This window comes from Pseudomonas sp. SJZ077, from assembly GCF_007993905.1.
Classification (GTDB): Bacteria; Pseudomonadota; Gammaproteobacteria; order Pseudomonadales; family Pseudomonadaceae; genus Aquipseudomonas; species Aquipseudomonas mandelii.
Genome location: NZ_VIUJ01000001.1, coordinates 557375 through 578261, shown reverse-complemented (window position 1 = coordinate 578261; position 20887 = coordinate 557375). Strand labels below are relative to the sequence as shown.

The window sequence follows — 20887 nt, the reverse complement described above, 5'->3', positions numbered from 1 at the left end:
ACCCTGTAGGAGCGAGGCTTGCCCGCGAAGGCGTCCGTTCAATCACCGCTGCCCGATGATCAAATCCTCGTTTTGCACCGGCACCACCAAACTATCAATCACATACACGCTATACCCCGCCACATTCTTCGCGTGATGCTTGGCCTGCGAAGCCATCTCTGCCAACTGGCTCGCATCGAGTTGTCCACAGGCCTGTGGGTGTAAATGCACGACGCCGATCGACAATGACAGCAGTGGAAACTCCTGGCGCATGCCCTGGCGATTCGGTGCGATAAAGCAGCCGGCTTCCAGGTGTTCGCTGCGGTAGAAGCGTCGGCACTGGCTGTGGAAGTCGTCCAGCAACTGGTTCAGACGTTTGCGCCAGTCTTCCGGGCCGAGCACCAGCAGGAAGTCATCCCCGCCGATATGGCCAACGAAGTCGCGGGCCGGGTCCACCCGATCGTTCAGGCATTGCGCCAGACACAGCAGGACTTCGTCCCCACGGCCGTAGCCATAGATGTCGTTGAAGGGTTTGAAACTGTCGATGTCGACGTAACAGATCACCGATTCCCGCTCCTGTTGCAGCAGCCGCGTCAGGCATTGCTGGATGGGCACGTTGCCTGGCAACAGGGTCAGCGGGTTGGCGTAGCGGGCCTGCTGGATTTTCAGTTCGGTAATCAGCTTGAGCACATCGATCACCCGGCCCAGGCCCAGATAGCCGCCGTTGAGGGTGATGATGAAGTCCTCCTCGATGCGCTGGCGCGCGCGGCTGGTGATCAAGCGACTGACTTGTTGCAGTGACTGGCTCATCTCCACGGCGAGGAAGTCGTCGTTCATCAAGCGGCTGATGGGCTTGCGTGCGAACAGGTCGGTAGCAAAGGGCTTGAGCAGTGCGTCCGAGAGCGAATGCCGATGGACGATGCCGCAGGGATGGCCTTGCTCGTCAAGCACCGCCAGTGAGTTCAGGTTGGCCTGGCGGCGGAAGGCTTCCAGCACCGTGGCCGTCGGTGTGTCCCGGGCCACGGCCGGTTGGTCGTTGAGCAAGGCGCTGAGGTCACTGGCGTCATCATTCAAAGCCACTGCTGTGCTTTCCCGTTTTGGCATCAAGACTCGGGCGTCGCGAGGTGGATGCTCTTGAGGCCGACACAGCAAGTAGCCTTGCACCAGATCGACGCCCATCTCGGTCAACACCGCGAGCTCTTCCGGCAATTCGATGCCTTCGGCGATCACTTGTGCCCGTGAGGCTTTGGCGATTTGCAGGATCGAGCCGACGAATTCACGTTTGAGGGCATCCTGGTGAATGCCGTCGATAAAGTGCCGGTCGATTTTCACGTAATCCGGCCGCAGCTCGGACCAGAGCCGCAAACTCGAATAACCGGCCCCCAGATCATCGAGCGCAATGGAAAAACCCATCGCCCGGTAGTGATGCAGGGCATTTTGCAGCAACTGGAAGTCGTCGGTCGGGGTCTGTTCGGTGAGTTCGATCACCACCTGGCTCGGCGGGATGCCGAAGTCCTGCAGCAATTGCAGGGTGCGACCCGGTTGGTGAGCGGCTTCCAACAGGGATTCCGGAGAGACGTTGAGAAACAGTTTGCCCGGCAGCTGTTGTTCATTGAAGCGTCGGCAGGCACTTTCACGGCAGGCGATTTCCAGCTCGCTCAAGCGACCGGCCTGGCGGGCAACCGCGAACAATGCGATGGGGGAGTGCAGCGGACTGTTCGAGGGGCCGCGAGTGAGGGCTTCGAAGCCGACAATGCGTCGCTCAGAGACGGAAATGATCGGCTGGAACAGGCTGTGCAAACCGCTTTGAGCCAGAATGGAACTCAATGCACTCAGCTGTTCAGTGGTGGTCATGGCGATCTCTGGCGATAAAAAAAGGACTGGGAGCCATGAGCTCCCAGTCCTTTATTTCACGACAGAATGATGACTGTTTGATGACGCTCCGGGGAGCGTCAGCATTAAATTGCCATCATTTTAGTGCTTGGCGACCGCGGTGTTGAGTTTCAGGTAGTCCAACAGAATCCGCCCGGTCTCGCTCAAGTAGGCATCGTCTTCTGGCTTGGTCTTGTCCGGCTCGGCCGCGATGGCGTCTTCGTCTTCTTTCTTCAGCTCTTTGAGCGGCTCTTCGCCCTTGGCCTTGCGACGGATGTTTTCCATCACCAGTTGCTTGGCTTCGATATCGGCGTGTTGCGCACGGCGATCGGCTTCATTGAGGCTGACGGTTTTCTCCGTCATCAGCTTCTGGGCCAAGGCCAGCTTGTCGCGAATGAACACGAATTCGGCGTCTTTGGCCGTGCGCACGTCATGCTCGGATTTGAGCTGCGTGATGTACGGTTTGAAAGGGTCGGCCGCCGGCTTGATGGCCGCGCGGATGGTGTCCCACGGCATGGCTTCCGGCAGGGCGCTTTCGCCGATTTCCTTGGTGTCGATGATCGACGGGTAATCGATGTCCGGCAGTACGCCCTGATGCTGGGTGCTCTGGCCGGAAACCCGGTAGAACTTGGCCAGGGTCAGTTTCAGCTCGCCATGGTTCAACGGCTGAATGGTCTGCACGGTGCCTTTACCGAAGGTCTGGCCACCGATAATCAGTGCACGGTGGTAGTCCTGCATGGCGCCGGCAAAAATCTCCGAAGCCGAGGCGGACAAGCGGTTGACCAGCAACGCCATCGGGCCTTTGTAGAATGCGCCCGGGTTTTCATCTTCCAGCACATCGACACGGCCGTCGGCATTACGCACCAGCACGGTCGGACCTTTGTCGATGAACAGACTGGTCAGCTCGGTGGCTTCCTGCAGAGAGCCGCCGCCGTTGTTGCGCAAGTCGATGACCACGCCGTCGACTTTCTCTTTCTGCAGCTCGGTCAGCAGTTTCTTGACGTCGCGAGTGGTGCTCTTGTAATCCGGATCGCCAGCACGGAACGCCTTGAAGTCGAGGTAGAAGGCCGGGATCTCGATGACGCCGAGCTTGTAGTCCTTGCCATCCTGTTTCAGGTTGAGCACTGACTTCTTCACTGCCTGGTCTTCAAGCTTCACCGCTTCGCGGGTGATCGGCACGATCTTGCTGGTCTGGTCGTTTGGCGCATTGCTGGCCGGAATCACTTCCAGGCGCACCACGGTGCCTTTCGGACCACGGATCAGCTTGACCACTTCGTCCAGGCGCCAGCCGACCACGTCGACCATCTCTTTGTTGCCTTGGGCAACGCCGATGATCTTGTCGGCCGGTGCAACCTGTTTGGTCTTGTCGGCCGGGCCGGCAGGCACCAGGCGCACGACTTTCACCTGGTCGTTATCGCTCTGCAACACGGCGCCGATGCCCTCGAGGGACAGGCTCATGTTGATGTCGAAGTTTTCCGCGTTATCCGGCGACAGATAGTTGGTGTGCGGGTCGTAGGACATGGCGAAGGTGTTGATGTACGCCTGGAAGATATCTTCCGCACGGGTCTGGTCCAGGCGCGCCAACTGGTTTTTGTAGCGCTTGGTCAAGGTTTCCTGAATCTGCTTGGAATCCTTGCCCGCGATCTTCTGCCGCAAGACTTCGTCCTTGACGCGTTTGCGCCACAGGTCGTCGAGTTCTGCGGTGGACTTGAGCCAAGGGGCGTCCTTGCGATCGATCAGCAAGGTTTCCTTGGTATTGAAGTCGATTTTGTCGACGCCCTTGTTCAGCTCGGCAAGGGCAAAGTCCAGACGCGCTTTGACGCGGTCCAGGTAGCGCTTGTAGATGGTGAACCCGGCGTTGAGATCGCCGCTTTTCAGGAAGTCGTCGAACTGGGTCTTCCACTTGTCGAATTCGGCAATGTCGCTGGCCATGAAGTAGCTGCGCGACGGATCCAGCAGCTTGAGGTAGCTGTCATAGATGATCACGGAGCGCGCGTCATCGAGCGGCGGCTTGCTGTAGTGATGGCGCTTGAGCAGTTCGACGACGTTCAGGCTGGCGATCACTTCGTCACGATCAGGCTGAAGCTTGTCCCAGCTATTGGCTGCGAATGTATTGCTCGACATCGGCAACAGGCCGATACCAATGAATAGGGCTAGGGCGGTGCTGGGGAAAAAATGCTTCATGCTGATTCGACGCGGAGACAATTGATCACGCATATTAGGCCGTCTTTGAAGTCGCCGGTTCCACAAAGGGCCGGTCACATAATGCAAGAAAGCCCGGCGCTACAGCTACGGGCTCAGTCCAGACTCACTATGGAGGCACTGTGAAAGCATTGCAAGGCGTGGAAGGTCAAGTGGAGTGGGTTGAAGAGCCCAGTCCTACATGCGATGTAGGACAAGTTCGGATTCGAGTGGCGGCAGCAGGCCTCAATCGCGCCGATTTGTTACAGAAAGCAGGGCTTTATCCGCCACCGCCGGGAGCCAGTCAGGTACTGGGTCTTGAGTGTTCGGGGGTGATCAGCGAAGTCGGCCCGGGCTCGTCCTGGCAGGTCGGCGATCGGGTCTGCGCCTTGCTGGCCGGGGGCGGGATGGCCGAAGAGGTAGTTGTCGACGGACGGCATGTGCTGCCGGTCCCCGAAGGTTTGTCCCTGGCCGAGGCGGCGGCGTTGCCGGAGGTGTACGCGACCGTCTGGCTGAATTTGTTTCAACTCGCTGCGCTCAAACCGGGTGAGAAAGTTCTTCTGCACGCCGGAGCAAGTGGAATCGGTTCAGCGGCCATTCAGCTATGCAAGGCCTTTGGCAACCCGTGCTGGGTCAGCGTCGGTTCCGCCGAGCGTCTGGCTTATTGCGAAGCGCTGGGTGCGCAGGGGGGGGTGGTGCGCACGGGCGACCTGGACAGCTTGCGCGACCTGGGACCGTTCGATGTGATTCTCGATCCGGTCGGCGGCAACTACGCCGCGCTGAACCTGAAAATGCTGGCTCTGGATGGTCGCTGGGTGCTGATCGGCTTGATGGGCGGTCGTGATGCGAACCTGGATCTGGCGCAGGTTCTGGCCAAGCGCGTGCAACTGCTGGGCTCGACGTTGCGCAGTCGTGATGAGCAGTTCAAGGCGGATTTGTTCAGTGATTTGAGCCAGCATGTGTGGCCGTTGTTTGCTGAAGGGCGGTTGAGTCCCCAGTTGGCGAAGACCTACCCGATCAAGGACGCCGAAGCGGCGTTTGCGGAGTTGGCGAGTAATAAGGTGGCGGGGAAGCTGGTCCTGATAATCGACCCAAGCCTGACCTGAAGGACACACTTAACCTGTAGGAGCGAGCGGGCGGCGCTCCTACAGGGGTATCGGTTACTTCCAGATATGGATTGGCCAGCCGGCTTTTTCGGCGTGCTCAAGCAACACCGGATCCGGGTTCACCACGTGTGGGAAATCCACCTTCAACAGCAGCGGTAAATCGTTACGCGAGTCGGAATAGAAACTCGCACCTTCCAGATTCTCCTCTTCCGCATCCAGCCACTCCAGCAACCGGACGATCTTGCCTTCGCGGTAGGTCAGGGTGCCGACGGTTTGACCGCTATAAACGCCATGCGTCACTTCCAGTTCGATGGCGAGAATCTCGTCGATGCCCAACCGGTCGGCAATCGGCTTGACCAGGTGCGTGCCCGAGGCCGAGATCACCAGAATCCGGTCACCGGCCTTGCGATGGGCGGCGATGGCTTTAGTAGCGTCACTGAAGATGATCGGCTCGATGAAGTCTTCCACCCAAGGCCCGACCAAATGCTCGACCTCTTCCGGTGTGCGCCCGATCATCGGCTCCAGGCTGAAGGTCATGTACTCCTCCATGCGCAGTTTGCCGTGGCTGTAAGCGTCCATCAGTTCGTTGTTCTGACGCATGAACGACTCGGGATCGACCCAGCCCAGGCGGCCCATTTGCGCGCTCCAGAGGGTGGCGCAGTCGCCGTGGATCAGGGTTTCGTCCAGATCAAAAATTGCCAAGGCCATTAGTGCGGTTCTCTCCGAGAACAGCTTCAAGCGGCAAGTTTCAAGCCGCAAGAAGTGATTGAGGTGGTGAGCAGTTTACAACTTGTCGCTCGCAGCTTGCAGCTTGCAGCTGTTTTCAAGCTACTTCACACAGGGCAGTCGGATCGATGGAAAGTGCCAGGCGCTGACCATCGGGGTGCAGATCGGCCGCCGAGCGGTTCAGCACATCCACCACCAATTCCACGCCCCGGGCTTCGACCCGATAGCGAATCACGTTGCCCAGCAAACTGTGGCTGCGTACTTGCGCATCAAGCTCGCCATTGAGGCTCAGCTCGATGGCTTCCGGGCGAATCGCGATGCGGTGGTTGATCGGCCGTTGCAGCAGTTTCGAGGCGCTGTCGGCGTCCAGCAGGTTGTAGTTGCCGATGAAACCGGCGGCAAACACATCCACGGGTGCGGTGTAGAGGGTTTCGGCGTCGCCGCTCTGTACGATCTTTCCCTGATTCATCAGGAAAATCCGGTCAGACATGGTCAGGGCTTCTTCCTGATCGTGCGTGACGAAGATCGTGGTCAGACCGAGTTCACGCTGGATCTGACGGATCTGTTCGCGCAGATGCTTGCGAATCCGCGCATCGAGGGCCGACAGTGGTTCGTCCAGCAACAACAGCCGCGGACGGGTAACCAGTGAGCGGGCGAGGGCCACGCGCTGGCACTGGCCGCCCGACAATTGATGCGGGTAGCGCGCGGCGAAGTCATTGAGCTCCACCAGTTTCAGCACTTCGGCGACACGCTTCTGGCTGTCGTCGGCGTTGACCTTTTGCATGCGCAGACCGAAGGCGATGTTCTGCTCCACGGTCATGTTGGGGAACAGTGCATAACTCTGGAACACCATACCAATCCCGCGTTTCTGTGGGCTCATCGGAACCAGATCGACGCCCTCCAGCAGAATCTTGCCGCCATCCACCGACGTCAGGCCGGCGATGCAACGCAACAGCGTGGACTTGCCGCAACCGGACGGGCCGAGGAGGGTGACGAACTCACCTTTCTGGATTTCGCAGTTGATGTCGCTGAAGACGGTGGTGCCCGCGTAATTTTTTTGAAGATGTTGGACGCTGACATAGCTCATTCGCTTTTGTCCTTGTTCAAGATATTGGCCGCCCAGGTCAGAACCAGCACAAAGAAGAAGTAGGAAATCACCAGCGCACTGGTGAAGTGGCCGCTGCTGTTACGCATGTTGTTGAGGTAGACCTGCAAGGTTTCGTAGCGGGTGCCGACCAGGATGTTGGCGAACACGAATTCACCGAACAGGAACGAGAACGACAGCAGCAATGCCACCATCAACCCCTTGCGCAGGTTCGGCAGCACCACCAGGAACGCGGCTTGCCAGGTGCTGGCACCGAGCAGTTGTGCGGCGTCCATCAGGTCGCGCAGGTTGATCGCTTGCAGGTTGTTGGTGATCGCCCGGTACATGAACGGCAGCGCGATGGTGAAGTAGCAGCCGATCAGAATCCACGGCGTACCAACCATCGCAAACGGCCCGGAACCGTAGAGCTGCAACAGCCCTACCGAGGACACTACTGGCGGTACCGCGAAGGGCAGCAGGATCAGGATGTTCATCAGCGCATCGAGTTTGGGGAAGTGGTAATGCACCACGAACAGCAGCGGCAGAATCAGCACCACCGACAGAATCAACGCGCCGACGCACACCAGCAGCGACTGCCCGAAGGCATGCAGAAAGCGCGGATCGCTCCACAGCTGGATGTACCACTTGAAGGTAAAGCCACTGGGCAGAATGGTCGCCGACCAACTGCTGGCGATCGAGTAGATCAACGTCCCGGCCAGCGGCAACAACAGAATGGCAAACAGCACGTACACCACCACCCGGTGATAGACACCGGCGGGGCCCAGTTCAGCGCGAGACATGGTAGCTCCTCTTCAACAGCAGCTGATGCACGATGGTCACCAGGGTCATCAACGCCACGAGTACCACGGCCAGCGCGCTGGCCAGGTTCGGATCCAGGGAAATGTCGCCGGACACCATCGCCGCGATGCGGATCGGCAGTACGTTGAAGTTGCCGGTGGTCAGCGCGTAAACCGTGGCGTAGGCGCCAAGCGCGTTGGCCAGCAAAATCACGAAAGTGCCGAGCAGCGCAGGGGTCAGCACCGGCAAACCGATGTGGCGCCAGAACTGCCAGCCGTTGGCGCCAAGCAGTTCGGCGGACTCACGCCAGTCTTCGCGCAAGGCATCGAACGCCGGATAAAGCAGCAGCACGCCCAATGGAATCTGGAAGTAGGTGTAGAGAATGATCAGCCCGGTTTTCGAATACAGGTTGAAGTCCTGAATGATCCCGGCCTGCTTGAGCATGATGGTGAAGCTGCCGTTGAACCCCAGCAAAATGATGAAGGCAAAGGCCAGGGGCACGCCGGCGAAGTTGCTGGTCATGTTGGCGAAAGCATTCACGAAGTTACGCAGTTTCGAGTCGACCCGGCGCAGGGAATAGGCGCCGAGCACCGCGATGATGATCCCGAATACGCTGGACCAGAAACTGATCTCGAGGCTGTACTGGATCGCTTGCAGATAGAACTTCGAATTGAAGATCTTGGTGAAGTTGGCCAGGCCCCAGCCGAACTCTTCCGATTGCAGGCTGTTGATCATTACCCAGACCAGCGGTGCGATCTCGAACACGATAAAAAACAGAGCGAAAGGCACCAGGCACAACGCTGCCAGCCATTTACCACGGGTCATGGCATTCACTTGAGCAGCTCCCGGCAGACAGGTTTGTCGTGGGCCACGCCCAGCAGTTCGCAGACCGTGCCGCAGATGTCAGTCTGTTTGGGCGCGGCGCTGGCGTTGAAGCTGAAGGCATCGCCCAGGACAAACAGCGGCACTTCCCGTTCTTCCGCCAGCAGGCCGTTGTGCGAGCGGTCGTTGTTCATGCCGTGGTCGGCGGTCACCAGCACTTGGTAGCCGGCGTCGAGCCAGGTTTGCAGGTAGTCGGCCAGGATAATGTCCACCGAGCGGGCACTGTTGCGGTATTGCGGGGTGTCGAGGCCGTGCTTGTGCCCGGCGTCGTCGATGTTCATGGGGTGGATCAACAAAAAGTTGGGCGCGTGGCGCAGACGCAGGTTTTCAGCGTCTGCGAACAGGTGCGAATCCGGGTAGTGATCGTTCCAGTAGAAGTGACCGTGCTGGATCGGCAGGTCGGGGTTGTCGGTGTGACGATCCCGGGCGGCCTCGAACGGCGAGCGGTTATACAACTCGCTGACCCAGTGATAGGCCGCGGCGGCGGTAGTCAGGCCGGCATCCGTGGCGTAGTGATAAATGCTGCGCTGGTTGGACAGGCGCGCGACGTTGTTGTGGACGATGCCGCTCTCGATGGGCGGGACGCCGGTGAGGATGCATTCGTAAAGCGGTCGGGACAGGGCCGGCAGTTCGCACTCCAGTTTATAGAGTGCCGCGCGTCCTGCGCCGACGTAAGCCTGCAGGTGCCCCAAGGCGTGGCGCGCGACTTCATAGTTGAGGCCGTCGAGCACGACAAGGATGACGTTGTGCTTCATAGGGGCAAAAACTCCGCGAAACAGACATTCATAAAACTTGAATTCACCACGGTCCATTGTGGGAGCGAGCCTGCTCGCGAAGGCGTCGAGTCAGTCAACACAGGTGTTGAATGTCAGTCCGCTTTTCGCGAGCAGGCTCGCTCCTGCATTTGGATCTCCATCAGCCCGACAGAAGTCGGGCTACAGGGTTATTTCATTTCAACAAGGACTTCTTCGTTCCACTTCTGCGGCAAAGCCTTGGAAGTCTTTTCCCACGCATCCGCGTCTTTGATCGGCGTGACCTTTTTGTACTGCTCGTTTGGCAGCAGCTTGGCCTGGACGTCAGCCGGCAGCTTGATGTGCTCGGCGCGGATTGGACGGGCATTACCTTTCGCCAGGTTGATCTGACCGGCATCGCTGAAGATGTATTCGCGGGTCAGCTTGGCGGCGTTCGGGTTCTTCGCGTATTTGTTGATGATGGTGGTGTAGCCGGAAATCACCGAACCGTCGGAAGGGATCAGCACCACGTAGTCATCGGGGTTCGCCATCTTGGCCTTGTAGCTCAGGCCGTTGAAATCCCAGACCACGCCGACTTCGATTTCACCCTTTTCCATCGTGGCGATGGTCGGGTTGGCCATGGAAAGGCGGCCCTGCTTGGCGATATCTGCGAACAGCAACAACGCTGGCTGCAGGTTCTTTTCGTCGCCACCGTTGGCCAGTGCGGCGGCCAGTACACCGTTGGCGGCCTGGGCGGCGGTGCTCACGTCACCGATCGACACCTTGTATTTACCGGTTTTCAGATCCGCCCACTTGGTCGGAGCTTCGGAACCGTGCAGCAGCTTCTTGTTGATGATGAACGCGATGGTGCCGGTGTACGCCAGTGCCCAGTTGCCGTCCTTGTCCTTGGCCCAGTCCGGGATCTGGTCCCAGGTGCTTGGCTTGTAGGGTTGCACCACGCCTTGTTTGACCGCGATCGGGCCGAAGGCTGCGCCGACGTCGCCGATGTCGGCACTGGCGTTGTCTTTCTCGGCGGCGAACTTGGCGATCTCCTGCGCCGAGCTCATGTCGGTGTCGATGTGTTTCAAGCCGTATTTCGTGGCCAGGTCTGCCCAGGTGCCTTTCCAGTTGGCCCAGTCATCGGGCATGCCGACGCTATTGACCGCACCTTCCGCTTTCGCAGCGGCTTCCAGGGTTTTCATATCATCAGCGGCCATGGCGGCGCTGCACATGGCAATGGTCGAGCCTAACAGTGATGCCAGGAAAAGCTTTTTCATCCGAAGCTCCTTTGGGCGTTTTCAACGCTGCGATTGCGGTTGTGTTGGTCTAGGTCAGCAATACCTGAGCCAATTTAGGCGCCGCTGATGACATTTTGATGTCGACGATCGGTCGGCCTACATTTTTCGAGCGGTGATGCTCAGGCTTGCGAGTAAGCGTAGACCATGGCTAAAGGGCTGATACAAAAGGACTTGGCCGTGAATTTGCAGGTGTCTGGCGCAACCGTTCGGCGGCTTTGTCATCTGCCAGTCACAAGCAGTGCCTAGGCTTGCAGGGAGTTGATGGAGCCAATTTGAATCACGGTTCTGCCCCGAAACAGTGCTGGTCTAGTCCAGATAGGTAACGTTGATGCGCATCGAGACAACCAAAGCGGTGACAGCCATCGGGCAGGTTCTGCAAGAACAGCTCGACCATGGCCTGTTGGCGCCCGGGAGCAAACTGCCGGCCGAGCGCAAGCTCAGTGAGTTGTTCGGCACCACGCGTATCACCGTGCGTGAAGCCTTGTTGCAACTGGAAGCCCAAGGGCAGATTTATCGGGAGGAACGCCGTGGCTGGTTCGTGTCGCCACCGCGTCTGGCTTACAACTTGATGCAGCGCAGTCACTTTCACGCGATGGTCAGCGCGCAGGGGCGGGTGCCGTCCACCGAGGTGATTTCGGCGCGGTTGCAACCGGCGTCGGCGGCGGTGTGTGCGTGGTTGCAGTTGCCGGCGCTGTCCAGTGTGATTCAGATCTGCCGGGCGCGGCGCATTGATGAGCGGCTGGTGCTCTATGTGGAGCACTACCTGAATCCGCAGTACTTTCCGGGGATTCTGGATTTCGATCTGAATCAGTCGATCACCGAGTTGTACGCCAGGCATTACGACTTGCACTATGGTCGGGTGCGTTTCGAGATCGTGCCGACGGCGTTGTCGGTGGATGCGGCGGCAGCGTTACGGGTGTCGGTGGGGAGCCCGGGGTTGCGGATTGCTCGGGTCAACTACGATCAGCACGAGCGGTTGATCGATTGCGACCTGGAGTTTTGGCGCCATGATGCGATTCATGTCGGGGTGGATGTGGTTTAGCCAGGGAGACCGCGTCGCTCCCATCGCGAGCAGGCTCACTCCTACATTGGAATGCATTTCAAATGTGGGAGTGAGCCTGCTCGCGATGGCGTCCTCACAGCCACCCTATCAATCAAGTAGCAGATACATCCTTCTGCGGCCCACCGCCGGCCGTCAGCACCTGCACACTCATTCGCGGCATCGCCAGGTCCATCCCGGCCTCATCCAGATGCCGCTTCAGCGACAGATTGAACGCCCGTGAAACCTCCCACTGCTTGATCGGTGCAGTCTTGAACCGCGCCCGAAGAATCGCGTTGCCCGACTCGAAACTTTCGACACCCTGGATCTCCAGTGGCGACCAGATATTGCGCCGTTGCAGCGGGTCGGCGCGCATTTTCTGGCCGACTTCGCGCATCAGTTTGATCGCCTCGTCGATGTCCATGCTGGCGGGCACCGCCACCCGGAAGATCGCGTAGCCGAATTCCCGGGAGTAGTTCTTGATGCTTTTGATTTCGCTGAACGGAATGGTATGGACGATGCCGTCGATGTCCCGCAGGCGAACGGTGCGGATGGTCAGGCCTTCGACAGTGCCGAGGTGGCCGCCGACATCCACGTAGTCATCGATAGCCAGGGAATCTTCGATGATGATGAACAGGCCGGTGATCAAATCCGCGACCAGCGATTGCGCACCGAAACCGATGGCCAGGCCGATCACGCCGGCACCGGCCAGCAGTGGCGTGACGTTCATGCCCATGTTCGCCAGCGCGACGATCAGCGCAATGATGAAAATCGCCACGAACAGCACGTTGCGGATCAGCGGCATCATTGTCTGCGCGCGGGCGTTGGCCAGGCCTTTGCGCGAGCGGGTGAGGGCGTGGTGCACCGCGGTGTCGCTGAGGATCCAGATCAGCCAGGCAAAAATCAGCGTACCGGCGAGGCTGAACAGTTTGACGCTGACTTCATGGCCTTCGCCTTCGGTGAAGGCAATCAGCGACATGCCCCAGACCCGCAGGCCCAGTTCGATGAACACCAGCCAGACCACGAGGTGGGCGAGGGTGTAGAAGAAACTTTTCAGGCGCTCTGAATACAGCGCATGACGCTTCACACCCTTTTGCGGTTTAAGCGAATGACGACGAACCAGGCCGTTGATGACCATGCACAACACCAGCAGCACGGTGCAGATCAGCGCCTGGCGCAATGCGGTGCTGGTGTCGCCGGCCGAGACGAAGGTGGCGAACAGCGAGATGCCCACCAGCACCAGCGCGGGCACGTACCAGAAGGTGCCGAGAATCTCGATGGTGTCGCTGAGCGCGCGGCGCGTCAGACGTCGGGACAACGGCTGGTTGCGGATCAGGTGGGCGATGGGGCGGCGGAAACGCAGGATGAACAGCCCGGTGGACAGCGCCGCCAGGACGTTGGCGACGGTGGCGGCGGAGTGGGCCAGGTGACTGCCCAGGCTGGCGACCAGGCGCGGATCGCTCAGTGCTTCACCGAATGCGGCGAAACTGCCGATCAGCCACAACGGTCGAAAGGCTTGATGGCGCAGGATGTACAAGGCCCGATGACGATGCGGGCCGTCGAGCAAGGAAAACGCGATCACGCAGATCGCCGAAAAACAGGTGCCGACCACCAGCGCGTAGGCCAGCACCATGGCCAGGCTTTTGCCCAAGGATGAGGGCAGGGCATAGCTCATGTAGACCGTGATGACCAAGGCAATCAGCCACGGCCCGAGTTTGCGCAGGGCGAAGCGCAACATGTCCAGGGCCTTGGGGTGTTGCGGCAGTTCTTCGGTGAGGCCGAAGCGCATGCGCACCCGGTGACTGACCCAGATCAGCGCAGCGGCCAGCAGGCTCCAGACCATCAGAATCATGGCGAAGGCAAAGATGATCGGCAGCCACTCGTTGGCCGGCAGCATCAGCGCGGTCAGTTCGTCTTTGGCCAGGTCAAATTCTTCGGACCAGCGCGTGAGCGGGCTGTCGGCACCGGAAAACTGTTTTTCGAAGGTGGCCAGTGTGCCGCCGATCAGGCCGAGCACGCCTTCTTCGGCGGCCGGCTGAGCTTTTTTGGTGACGTCGCGCAGCTTTTTCAGGTCCGCCAGCAGTTTGCTCCGCTGCTGATCGTTCTCCAGCGACTTGATGACTTCGTCCAGTGATTGGCCCAGCGGTTCTTGCGCTTCTGGCTGGGCCTTTGCCGAACTGTTGAGCAAGCCCGGCAAACCGACCGCCTGGGCAGGCGCCATCGGCAGCAGCGTCATCAGGCAGACAAGGAAGAAACACGGCAGGGCGAAAAGACGAGCGAACACTAGGCGGTCAACCTCGGGGGGGACGGATCGGCCGAGTGTACGAGCCCGTCAAAATCAATGCGAGCCAGGGGCAGGATTTATTCGTTGAGTTTGGCGAGGATCTTGAACACCACGGTGGCAAGGATCGTCAGCATGCCGATCCACATGGCGAACACGCCGGCGTTTTTGTCGCGGAAGTTGAAGCCGATTGCCAGCAAGATCATCCCGGCGAGAATGGGGATCAGCATGGCATGGAATGAAGACATCGAGATCATGGGTGACTGCCTTGTCGAAGGGGATAGCTTAAGTCTAGGTGGCTTTTGGGCGACCGGTGGTCAGAGATCAATCATGAATGCGGCGCGATCATTGTGGCGAGGCAGCTTGCTCCCGCTGGGTTGCGAAGCAACCCCAAACCCAGCTATCGCGATCTTTCAGACAGCACGCATTCACCGGGGGTTGCGACTGCTGCGCAGTCGAGCGGGAGCAAGCTCCCTCGCCACAGATAGCATTCCGGCCATTCATTGGCGCGAAATTACGGCAATTCCTGGCAGGCGTAGAACGCGCTCAGCACTTTGACCAGGTGGGCCAGGTCGTGGCTGCCGCACAGTTCACGGATCGAGTGCATGGCGAACGTCGGCAGGCCGATGTCCACGGTGCGCACGCCCAGGTGGCTGGCGGTGATCGGGCCGATAGTCGAGCCGCAGCCCATGTCGCTGCGCACCACGAAGCTTTGCACCGGCACTTCTTCGGCCATGCACAGATGGCGGAAGAACCCGGCGGTTTCGCTGTTGGTGGCGTAGCGCTGGTTGCTGTTGACCTTGATCACCGGGCCGGCGTTGAGTTTCGGGCCGTGGTTGGCGTCGTGCTTTTCCGCATAGTTGGGATGCACGCCGTGGGCATTGTCGGCCGAGACCAGCAAGGATTTCTGAATGGTGCGCACGAATTCGTCACCTTCAGGCAGCAGGCGACGCAAGGTTTGCTCGAGCATCGGACCATCGGCCCCGCACGCCGAGCAGGAACCGACTTCTTCGTGGTCGTTGCACACCAGCACGCAGGTTTCGTCGGTTTCCGCGGTCAGCAAGGCTTGCAGGCCGGCATAGCACGACAGCAAGTTGTCCAGGCGCGCGCCCGCGATGAAGTCGCCATGCAAACCGATAATGGCGGCGCTCTGAGTGTCGTAGAAGCTCAGCTCGTAGTCGAGCACCACGTCGGCATTCAGGCCATGTTCCAGCGCCAGCTGATTGGTGAGCACGGCGCGGAAGTCCACGCGCTCGTCACCGGCAAATTGCGCGAGGATCGGGGGCAGTTCGGTCTGGGCGTTGATGGCCCAGCCCATATTGGCTTCACGGTTGAGGTGGATTGCCAGGTTCGGGATGGTGGCGATCGGCGCCTTGAAGTCGATCAGTTGGCTCTCGACCTTGCCGTCGCGGCGGAACGTCACGCGGCCGGCCAGGGACAAGTCGCGGTCAAACCACGGCGCCAGCAGCGCACCGCCGTAGACTTCGACGCCCAGTTGCCAGAAACCCTGGCGTTGCAATTCCGGCTGGGGTTTGACCCGCAGGCACGGGCTGTCGGTGTGGGCACCGACCAGGCGAATGCCGCCATGCAGCGGCGAATGCCGTCCCATCTTGATCGCGACGATCGACGAGTCATTCCGGGTGACGTAGTAACGACCGTTGGCTTCAGTGGTCCAGGGCTCGCGCTCGTCAAGGCGCACAAAACCCGCCGCTTCCAGACGCTGAACGAGGCTGGCAGTGGCATGGAACGGGGTAGGGGAGGCCTTGAGGAAGTCGATCAGGCCTTGGTTCAACTCTTCGCGCATAAGAAGCTCCAGACAGCAGTGGGCGGGAGTTTAACGTATTGGCCGAGGCCTTTGGGCATGACGTGAACCGGTCACGTCAGCTGGCAGCCTCTACCCGCTTTTTCAGGTACTTCATGATAATCCGCTCATCTTCGGGCTTTTCTGGCTTGGGCAATTGCGGGGGCCAGGCGTTCTGATGAGTCTCCAGCAGCTTTTTCTGTTGAGCCTTGTCCCATCGAAGGATCTCCCGCGAGGCACATTCCCACCATTCGTGGCGGCAGGCCGTGTGGTACGGATGATCGGGTGCCGCGCTGCCGTAAAGCAGATCGCGGCCGACTTTGCGCAGGGCGCCACTCTGGTTACGCAGCTTCCATTTGATTTTCAGGCGCTGCCAGGCCGATGGGAAGGGTTTGACCCGCGGCACGTCCTGGCACAGTTCGACCAGCTCCTGGCTGAACCGCTCGCCATGCTGAGAAAAGAAATACGCTTGCATCGCATGGAAAAAGCGTTTTTCCGCGAAGTAGTGATAGATGTATTTTTTCGCTTCATGAACCGGTTTGTCGCGCATGGCGAACGACAGGGCGATCTGCTCGATGGTGTGGATGTCGAAGCCGTCCCGGGTCCATTCGTCGATGAGCGTGATCGACTCTTCGAACAAGGCGCCATCTCCGTCGGTCACGCCGCACAATCCGCTGTTGTACAGCTTGAAACCATTGTCCGCGCTGACGCCGTGAGCCTGCAGGCAACCGCCGAGCTTCACATAGTCGGGACGTTCACACACGTCCTGCCAGTCGTACTCGAAGCGATCCATCAAGTAGTGCTGCGGCTGAATCTGGTTGAAGAGCAGGTTCGGGTCGCTGGTGAACAGCGTGTCGGTGTCGACGAACAGGGTTTTTTCAGCCAGTTGCAAGCCGGCGGCAATCGCGCAGGCCTTGCGACGATGGTGATAGCCGTTTTCGCCTTGCCACAGGGTCAGGGTTTCCTGGGTCAGCATGACCGTTTCGACCGGCCAGCCGGCGTAATCCTGAGGACGATCCGTGAGGACTCGAATGCTCGGGAGCTTGCCGCTTTTCGCGTGGGACAGCGCAGTCAAAATACTGAATTTGGCTTCGCGTCGGTAAACGTCCTGGTTGCCGTAGATCAGGTAGAGCAGTTGGTGTCGGGTTTTCTTGACGGGTGTTGCCGGGAATTCGGTAAAGCTCATCGGGATGGGGATCCTTTTGCTAAAGCAGGCGACTGCGTGTCAGGCAGTGCTTAAAACGGTGCCGGGCATTCGAAACGCAAGCGTTCGCCGGTCTGTGGATGGGTGAAGCTGAGCATGCTGGCGTGCAGGCACAGGCGTGGCCAGGCGGCCAGGGCCTGTTCGTGGGCGTAGAGCCCGTCACCCAGCAGCGGGTGGCCGATGGAAAGCATGTGTACGCGTAGCTGGTGGGAACGGCCGGTGATCGGCGTCAGTTCGACGCGGCACCAGTCGCCACAACGTTCCAGCACTCGCCAGAAGGTCAGTGCGTGTTTGCCGAACTCGTGGTCCACCACGTGGCGAGGCTTGGTCGGCGGATCGTAGCGCAAGGGCAGGTCGATGCTGCCGCTGTCCAGTTCCGGTTGTCCCCAGCACAGGGCGGTGTAGGCTTTTTCGGTTTCGCGGTCGTGAAATTGCCGAGACAACTCGCGATGAGTGTCCGGGTCACGGGCCAACAGGATGATGCCGGACGTTTCCCAGTCCAGGCGATGGACGATTCGCGCTTCCGGGTAGCCGTTTTCTTGCAGGCGGGTGATCAGGCAGTCCTTGTTGTCATCGGCCCGGCCAGGGACAGAGAGCAGCAGGGTCGGTTTATCCACCACCAGTACGGCGGCGTCCTGATGGATGATGCGGATGTTGGACAACGGCATTAAAACAGCCTCGTAACAAACGCCAACGGCGACTCAGGCCCCCGCATCCGTAGGAGCGAAGCCTGCTCGCGAACACATCATCTCGGTCTATCAGATACACCGAGTTGCCTGCTTCGCGAGCAAGTTCCGCTCCTACAAAAGCGTAAGGGCCTGAGTCGCCGTGGCTCCCGCTGGACCGACTAGCGATCCGGCAGGGTGATATTGAGTTCCAGGATCGAGCAGCTGCCCTGGTTTTCCAGCGCGACATGCACGTCGTCGGACCCGATATTGACGTACTTGCGGATCACTTCCACCAGTTCCTTCTGCAAGGCTGGCAAGTAGTCCGGCGTACTGCGCTGGCCGCGTTCATGCGCCACGATGATCTGTAGACGCTCTTTCGCTACCGACGCGGTGCTGACCTTTTTGCTGGCACGAAAGAAGTCAAAAAGATTCATTATCTACCTCCAAACAGGCGCTCGAAGAAGCCCTTCTTCGTGATATCGATAAATCGATGCGGCTTTTCCTTGCCCAGCAGACGATCGACTGCATCGCTGTACGCCTGACCGGCGTCGCTCTGGTCGTCGAGAATCACGGGCACGCCCGAGTTGGAAGCCTTGAGTACCGCTTGGGATTCCGGGATGACACCCAGCAGGGCAACCGCAAGGATTTCCTTGACGTCTTCGACACCCAGCATTTCGCCGTCACTGACGCGCTGCGGGTTGTAGCGGGTCAGCAGCAAGTGTTCCTTGATCGGGTCTTCGCCGTTTTCGGCGCGACGGGATTTGCTGGCCAACAGGCCCAGCATGCGATCCGAGTCACGTACCGAGGACACTTCCGGGTTGGTCACGATAATCGCTTCATCAGCGAAGTACATGGCCAGGTGGGCGCCTTTCTCGATGCCGGCCGGGGAGTCGCAGACCACGTATTCGAAGTCTTCTTTCAACGCCATCAGGACTTTTTCCACGCCTTCCACGGTCAGCGCGTCTTTGTCGCGGGTCTGACTGGCGGCCAGGACGTAGAGGTTTTCCAGGCGTTTGTCTTTAATCAGGGCTTGTTGCAGGTTGGCTTCGCCGTTCACAACGTTGACGAAGTCATACACCACACGGCGCTCGCAACCCATGATCAGGTCGAGGTTACGCAAACCGACGTCGAAGTCGACGATCACTGTTTTGTGGCCGCGCAGTGCGAGGCCGGTACCGATAGCGGCGCTGGTGGTGGTCTTACCCACACCACCCTTGCCGGATGTAACCACTAGAATCTTGGCCAAGGTGTTTCACCCCTAAGGAAAAAGGACTTTTAGCCCCTGAAAAACATCTCTTGAAAAACTACTGCAGTCGGACAGCCTTGGCTGGAATCCGGTCCAGAACAGCGATAAACACTGTTTTTGGCCTTTTTCCTACTTCGTTTGAGCCGTTTTCGCTACGTTTTAGAGATGCTTGGAAAATGCGGCAGTATCCGTTAAAGCCGAATGATGTTCAACACGTCGCCTGACAGGCTGACTTGCACGCCCGCGCCCCACAAAGGGTCACGGCGCAAATCCTCGGAAACCTTGTAGTGGCCGGCGATGGAGACCAGTTCAGCGCTCATCTGCTGACAGAAAATCCTGGCTTTCGTGTCGCCTTTGACCCCGGCCAGCACGCGACCGCGCATCGGACCGTATACATGGATGTTCCCATCGGCGAGAAGTTCCGCACCCGGGCTGACCGAGGAGATCACCACCAGGTCGCAGCCCTGGGCATAAATCTGCTGGCCACCGCGTACTGGCGACGTGATGATTTTCGTCGGTTTGATGGTCGGCTCGGGCGGTTTTTCCGGCTTTTTCTTCACCTGGCCTTCGAGCGGGTCGAGGGGACGCTCACGGGCGCCGGACGGCGGCAGCACCGGCAAATCCACCGCGATGGCGGCGGCGATGTCTTCGATGCGGCTGGCACGGATCGCCAGGGTGCGCAGGCCATGCTGGCGGCACACGCGCATCAGGCCCGGCAGATCGACCGCGCCTTCGCTGGCCGGGAGTTTGTCCAGGGCCAGCACCAGCGGCGCATTGCTGAAGAAATTAGGCGCCTGGGCGACCTTGGCGGCCAGTTGCCGATCAAGGTTCTCGAGGTCGTTGCGGGCCAGTTCCAGCACCGTAATGGCGAGCATGCTGCCCTTCAACTGGAACACGGGATCCTGGTCTTGCGGTTCGGTTTGGCTCATGGTCGGCATACAACGGCTTGTCACTAAAAGTGCCGAGACTTATAACGAGAACGCCCGCAAGCCGCAAGCCGGGTCGAACGATGTAGAATGCGCGGCCATTGTCTTTCCGGAACCTTTAATGGATCGCCCGCGTTTTCGAAAAACATTTCTTATGCCGCGTTTCTGGCCACTGTGGTGTGGCTTGGGGCTGTTGTGGCTGATTGTTCAGTTGCCATATCCGGCGCTGCTGTTCATCGGTCGCTTGTTGGGCGCCTTGATGTATCGGCTGGCCGGCGACCGACGGCGCATTGCCAAACGCAATCTGGAACTGTGTTTCCCTGAAAAGTCCGCCGACGAGCGCAAGCGCCTGCTCAAGGAAAACTTCGCCTCCACCGGCATCGCTTTCTTTGAAATGGCCATGAGCTGGTGGTGGTCGCGTCAGCGTCTGGCGAAGCTGGCCCATGTCGAAGGCCTGGAGCATCTGAAAAAGGCCCAGCGCGAAGGCAAGGGCGTGATCCTGATGGCGGTGCATTTCACCACGCTGGAAATCGGCGCGGCGCTGTTGGGGCAGCAGCACACCATCGACGGCATGTACCGCGAACACAAGAATCCTTTGTTCGACTACATCCAGCGCCGGGGCCGCGAGCGGCACAATCTCGATTCGCTGGCCGTGGAGCGCGACGACGTGCGCGGCATGCTCAAATTGCTGCGGGCCGGTCGGGCGATCTGGTACGCACCGGATCAGGACTACGGCGCCAAGCAGAGCATCTTTGTGCCGCTGTTCGGGATTCAGGCCGCGACGGTCACGGCCACCAGCAAATTCGCCCGGCTTGGCAAGGCGCTGGTGGTTCCGTTCACTCAGGAGCGTCTGGCGGACGGCAGCGGCTATCGGTTGATGATCCACCCACCGCTCGAAGGTTTCCCTGGCGAGACCGAAGAGGCCGATTGCCTGCGCATCAATCAGTGGGTCGAAGGCGCTCTGCGTGAGTGCCCCGAGCAATACCTCTGGGCCCATCGGCGCTTCAAGAGCCGTCCACCGGGCGAGCCGAAGCTGTACAAGAAACGCGGCTGATCCCTTTTTTG

At 59.5% G+C, this 20887-nt stretch carries 19 protein-coding genes; 3 read left to right on the top strand and 16 right to left on the bottom strand.

All coding sequences use genetic code 11. The annotated features are described in order from the left end of the window. Nucleotides 1-42: 42 nt before the first annotated feature. Both FBY01_RS02875 and FBY01_RS02870 read right to left on the bottom strand, forming a co-directional pair. Nucleotides 43-1833 carry a bifunctional diguanylate cyclase/phosphodiesterase gene (locus FBY01_RS02875; protein ID WP_102595825.1) on the bottom strand — a complete coding sequence of 597 codons (1791 nt, stop codon included), beginning with the start codon at nucleotides 1831-1833 and terminating at the stop codon, nucleotides 43-45. Nucleotides 1834-1953: 120 nt separating this feature from the next. Beyond that, the gene (locus tag FBY01_RS02870; RefSeq protein ID WP_010456732.1) at nucleotides 1954-4035 is read right to left on the bottom strand and encodes a carboxy terminal-processing peptidase; all 2082 of its coding nucleotides are present in this window, start codon (nucleotides 4033-4035) and stop codon (nucleotides 1954-1956) included. Nucleotides 4036-4175: 140 nt separating this feature from the next. Here FBY01_RS02870 and FBY01_RS02865 point away from each other — a divergent pair, with 140 nt between their 5' ends. Beyond that, on the top strand, nucleotides 4176-5138 hold the full coding sequence (locus FBY01_RS02865) for a zinc-binding dehydrogenase (RefSeq protein ID WP_077748159.1): 963 nt from the start codon (nucleotides 4176-4178) through the stop codon (nucleotides 5136-5138). Nucleotides 5139-5192: 54 nt separating this feature from the next. Here the strand turns inward: FBY01_RS02865 and FBY01_RS02860 are convergent, their stop codons facing one another. From FBY01_RS02860 to FBY01_RS02835, 6 genes are all read right to left on the bottom strand, one after another. Next, a complete protein-coding gene (locus FBY01_RS02860; RefSeq protein ID WP_083376031.1) occupies nucleotides 5193-5846 on the bottom strand; it encodes an HAD family phosphatase in 654 nt (217 codons plus the stop codon). A 115-nt stretch (nucleotides 5847-5961) separates the two neighbouring features. Continuing rightward, nucleotides 5962-6951, bottom strand: a complete 990-nt coding sequence (locus FBY01_RS02855) for an ABC transporter ATP-binding protein (RefSeq protein WP_010456726.1) — start codon at nucleotides 6949-6951, stop codon at nucleotides 5962-5964. Next, nucleotides 6948-7748 (bottom strand): ABC transporter permease, encoded by an 801-nt coding sequence (locus FBY01_RS02850; RefSeq protein WP_010456724.1) that lies wholly within the window; start codon nucleotides 7746-7748, stop codon nucleotides 6948-6950. The genes FBY01_RS02855 and FBY01_RS02850 overlap by 4 nt, the downstream gene beginning before the upstream one ends. Further along, entirely contained in the window at nucleotides 7735-8571 is an 837-nt protein-coding gene (locus FBY01_RS02845; protein ID WP_154501365.1) for an ABC transporter permease subunit, read from the bottom strand. The genes FBY01_RS02850 and FBY01_RS02845 overlap by 14 nt, the downstream gene beginning before the upstream one ends. Nucleotides 8572-8576: 5 nt before the next feature. After that, nucleotides 8577-9383, bottom strand: a complete 807-nt coding sequence (locus FBY01_RS02840) for an alkaline phosphatase family protein (protein WP_077748161.1) — start codon at nucleotides 9381-9383, stop codon at nucleotides 8577-8579. Nucleotides 9384-9571: 188 nt separating this feature from the next. After that, complete coding sequence (locus tag FBY01_RS02835; RefSeq protein ID WP_077748162.1) at nucleotides 9572-10636, bottom strand: ABC transporter substrate-binding protein; 1065 nt, start codon at nucleotides 10634-10636, stop codon at nucleotides 9572-9574. A 349-nt stretch (nucleotides 10637-10985) separates the two neighbouring features. Here FBY01_RS02835 and FBY01_RS02830 point away from each other — a divergent pair, with 349 nt between their 5' ends. Then, a complete protein-coding gene (locus FBY01_RS02830) occupies nucleotides 10986-11699 on the top strand; it encodes a UTRA domain-containing protein (RefSeq protein ID WP_010456716.1) in 714 nt (237 codons plus the stop codon). A gap of 112 nt (nucleotides 11700-11811) precedes the next feature. Here the strand turns inward: FBY01_RS02830 and FBY01_RS02825 are convergent, their stop codons facing one another. The 8 genes from FBY01_RS02825 to minC all read right to left on the bottom strand — a co-directional run bounded on the left by FBY01_RS02825 (nucleotide 11812) and on the right by minC (nucleotide 19825). Beyond that, the gene (locus tag FBY01_RS02825; RefSeq protein ID WP_010456714.1) at nucleotides 11812-13980 is read right to left on the bottom strand and encodes a mechanosensitive ion channel family protein; all 2169 of its coding nucleotides are present in this window, start codon (nucleotides 13978-13980) and stop codon (nucleotides 11812-11814) included. Nucleotides 13981-14057: 77 nt separating this feature from the next. After that, on the bottom strand, nucleotides 14058-14234 hold the full coding sequence (locus tag FBY01_RS31500; protein ID WP_008031437.1) for a hypothetical protein: 177 nt from the start codon (nucleotides 14232-14234) through the stop codon (nucleotides 14058-14060). Between the two features lie 257 nt (nucleotides 14235-14491). Then, nucleotides 14492-15781: a M18 family aminopeptidase gene (locus FBY01_RS02820; protein ID WP_027922480.1), complete on the bottom strand. Its 1290-nt coding sequence runs from the start codon at nucleotides 15779-15781 to the stop codon at nucleotides 14492-14494. A gap of 76 nt (nucleotides 15782-15857) precedes the next feature. Next, nucleotides 15858-16964 (bottom strand): hypothetical protein, encoded by a 1107-nt coding sequence (locus tag FBY01_RS02815; RefSeq protein ID WP_145305837.1) that lies wholly within the window; start codon nucleotides 16962-16964, stop codon nucleotides 15858-15860. 50 nt (nucleotides 16965-17014) lie between these two features. Beyond that, nucleotides 17015-17650, bottom strand: a complete 636-nt coding sequence (locus FBY01_RS02810) for an RluA family pseudouridine synthase (RefSeq protein WP_030131660.1) — start codon at nucleotides 17648-17650, stop codon at nucleotides 17015-17017. Between the two features lie 179 nt (nucleotides 17651-17829). Then, the gene (gene minE, locus FBY01_RS02805; protein ID WP_007898843.1) at nucleotides 17830-18084 is read right to left on the bottom strand and encodes a cell division topological specificity factor MinE; all 255 of its coding nucleotides are present in this window, start codon (nucleotides 18082-18084) and stop codon (nucleotides 17830-17832) included. Beyond that, on the bottom strand, nucleotides 18084-18896 hold the full coding sequence (gene minD, locus FBY01_RS02800; RefSeq protein ID WP_010456697.1) for a septum site-determining protein MinD: 813 nt from the start codon (nucleotides 18894-18896) through the stop codon (nucleotides 18084-18086). The genes minE and minD overlap by 1 nt, the downstream gene beginning before the upstream one ends. A 191-nt stretch (nucleotides 18897-19087) precedes the next feature. Next, nucleotides 19088-19825 carry a septum site-determining protein MinC gene (gene minC / locus FBY01_RS02795; protein ID WP_010456696.1) on the bottom strand — a complete coding sequence of 246 codons (738 nt, stop codon included), beginning with the start codon at nucleotides 19823-19825 and terminating at the stop codon, nucleotides 19088-19090. Between the two features lie 118 nt (nucleotides 19826-19943). Here minC and FBY01_RS02790 point away from each other — a divergent pair, with 118 nt between their 5' ends. Then, the gene (locus FBY01_RS02790) at nucleotides 19944-20876 is read left to right on the top strand and encodes a lipid A biosynthesis lauroyl acyltransferase (protein WP_010456694.1); all 933 of its coding nucleotides are present in this window, start codon (nucleotides 19944-19946) and stop codon (nucleotides 20874-20876) included. Nucleotides 20877-20887: the final 11 nt, after the last annotated feature.

What these genes read in the sequence shown, in the direction of transcription:
- FBY01_RS02875 (WP_102595825.1), bottom strand. Translation starts at nt 1,833, where the DNA reads ATGACCACCACTGAACAGCTGAGTGCATTGAGTTCCATTCTGGCTCAA.
- FBY01_RS02870 (WP_010456732.1), bottom strand. Translation starts at nt 4,035, where the DNA reads ATGAAGCATTTTTTCCCCAGCACCGCCCTAGCCCTATTCATTGGTATC.
- FBY01_RS02860 (WP_083376031.1), bottom strand. Translation starts at nt 5,846, where the DNA reads ATGGCCTTGGCAATTTTTGATCTGGACGAAACCCTGATCCACGGCGAC.
- FBY01_RS02855 (WP_010456726.1), bottom strand. Translation starts at nt 6,951, where the DNA reads ATGAGCTATGTCAGCGTCCAACATCTTCAAAAAAATTACGCGGGCACC.
- FBY01_RS02850 (WP_010456724.1), bottom strand. Translation starts at nt 7,748, where the DNA reads ATGTCTCGCGCTGAACTGGGCCCCGCCGGTGTCTATCACCGGGTGGTG.
- FBY01_RS02845 (WP_154501365.1), bottom strand. Translation starts at nt 8,571, where the DNA reads ATGACCCGTGGTAAATGGCTGGCAGCGTTGTGCCTGGTGCCTTTCGCT.
- FBY01_RS02840 (WP_077748161.1), bottom strand. Translation starts at nt 9,383, where the DNA reads ATGAAGCACAACGTCATCCTTGTCGTGCTCGACGGCCTCAACTATGAA.
- FBY01_RS02835 (WP_077748162.1), bottom strand. Translation starts at nt 10,636, where the DNA reads ATGAAAAAGCTTTTCCTGGCATCACTGTTAGGCTCGACCATTGCCATG.
- FBY01_RS02830 (WP_010456716.1), top strand. Translation starts at nt 10,986, where the DNA reads ATGCGCATCGAGACAACCAAAGCGGTGACAGCCATCGGGCAGGTTCTG.
- FBY01_RS31500 (WP_008031437.1), bottom strand. Translation starts at nt 14,234, where the DNA reads ATGATCTCGATGTCTTCATTCCATGCCATGCTGATCCCCATTCTCGCC.
- FBY01_RS02820 (WP_027922480.1), bottom strand. Translation starts at nt 15,781, where the DNA reads ATGCGCGAAGAGTTGAACCAAGGCCTGATCGACTTCCTCAAGGCCTCC.
- FBY01_RS02815 (WP_145305837.1), bottom strand. Translation starts at nt 16,964, where the DNA reads ATGAGCTTTACCGAATTCCCGGCAACACCCGTCAAGAAAACCCGACAC.
- FBY01_RS02810 (WP_030131660.1), bottom strand. Translation starts at nt 17,650, where the DNA reads ATGCCGTTGTCCAACATCCGCATCATCCATCAGGACGCCGCCGTACTG.
- minE (WP_007898843.1), bottom strand. Translation starts at nt 18,084, where the DNA reads ATGAATCTTTTTGACTTCTTTCGTGCCAGCAAAAAGGTCAGCACCGCG.
- minC (WP_010456696.1), bottom strand. Translation starts at nt 19,825, where the DNA reads ATGAGCCAAACCGAACCGCAAGACCAGGATCCCGTGTTCCAGTTGAAG.
- FBY01_RS02790 (WP_010456694.1), top strand. Translation starts at nt 19,944, where the DNA reads ATGGATCGCCCGCGTTTTCGAAAAACATTTCTTATGCCGCGTTTCTGG.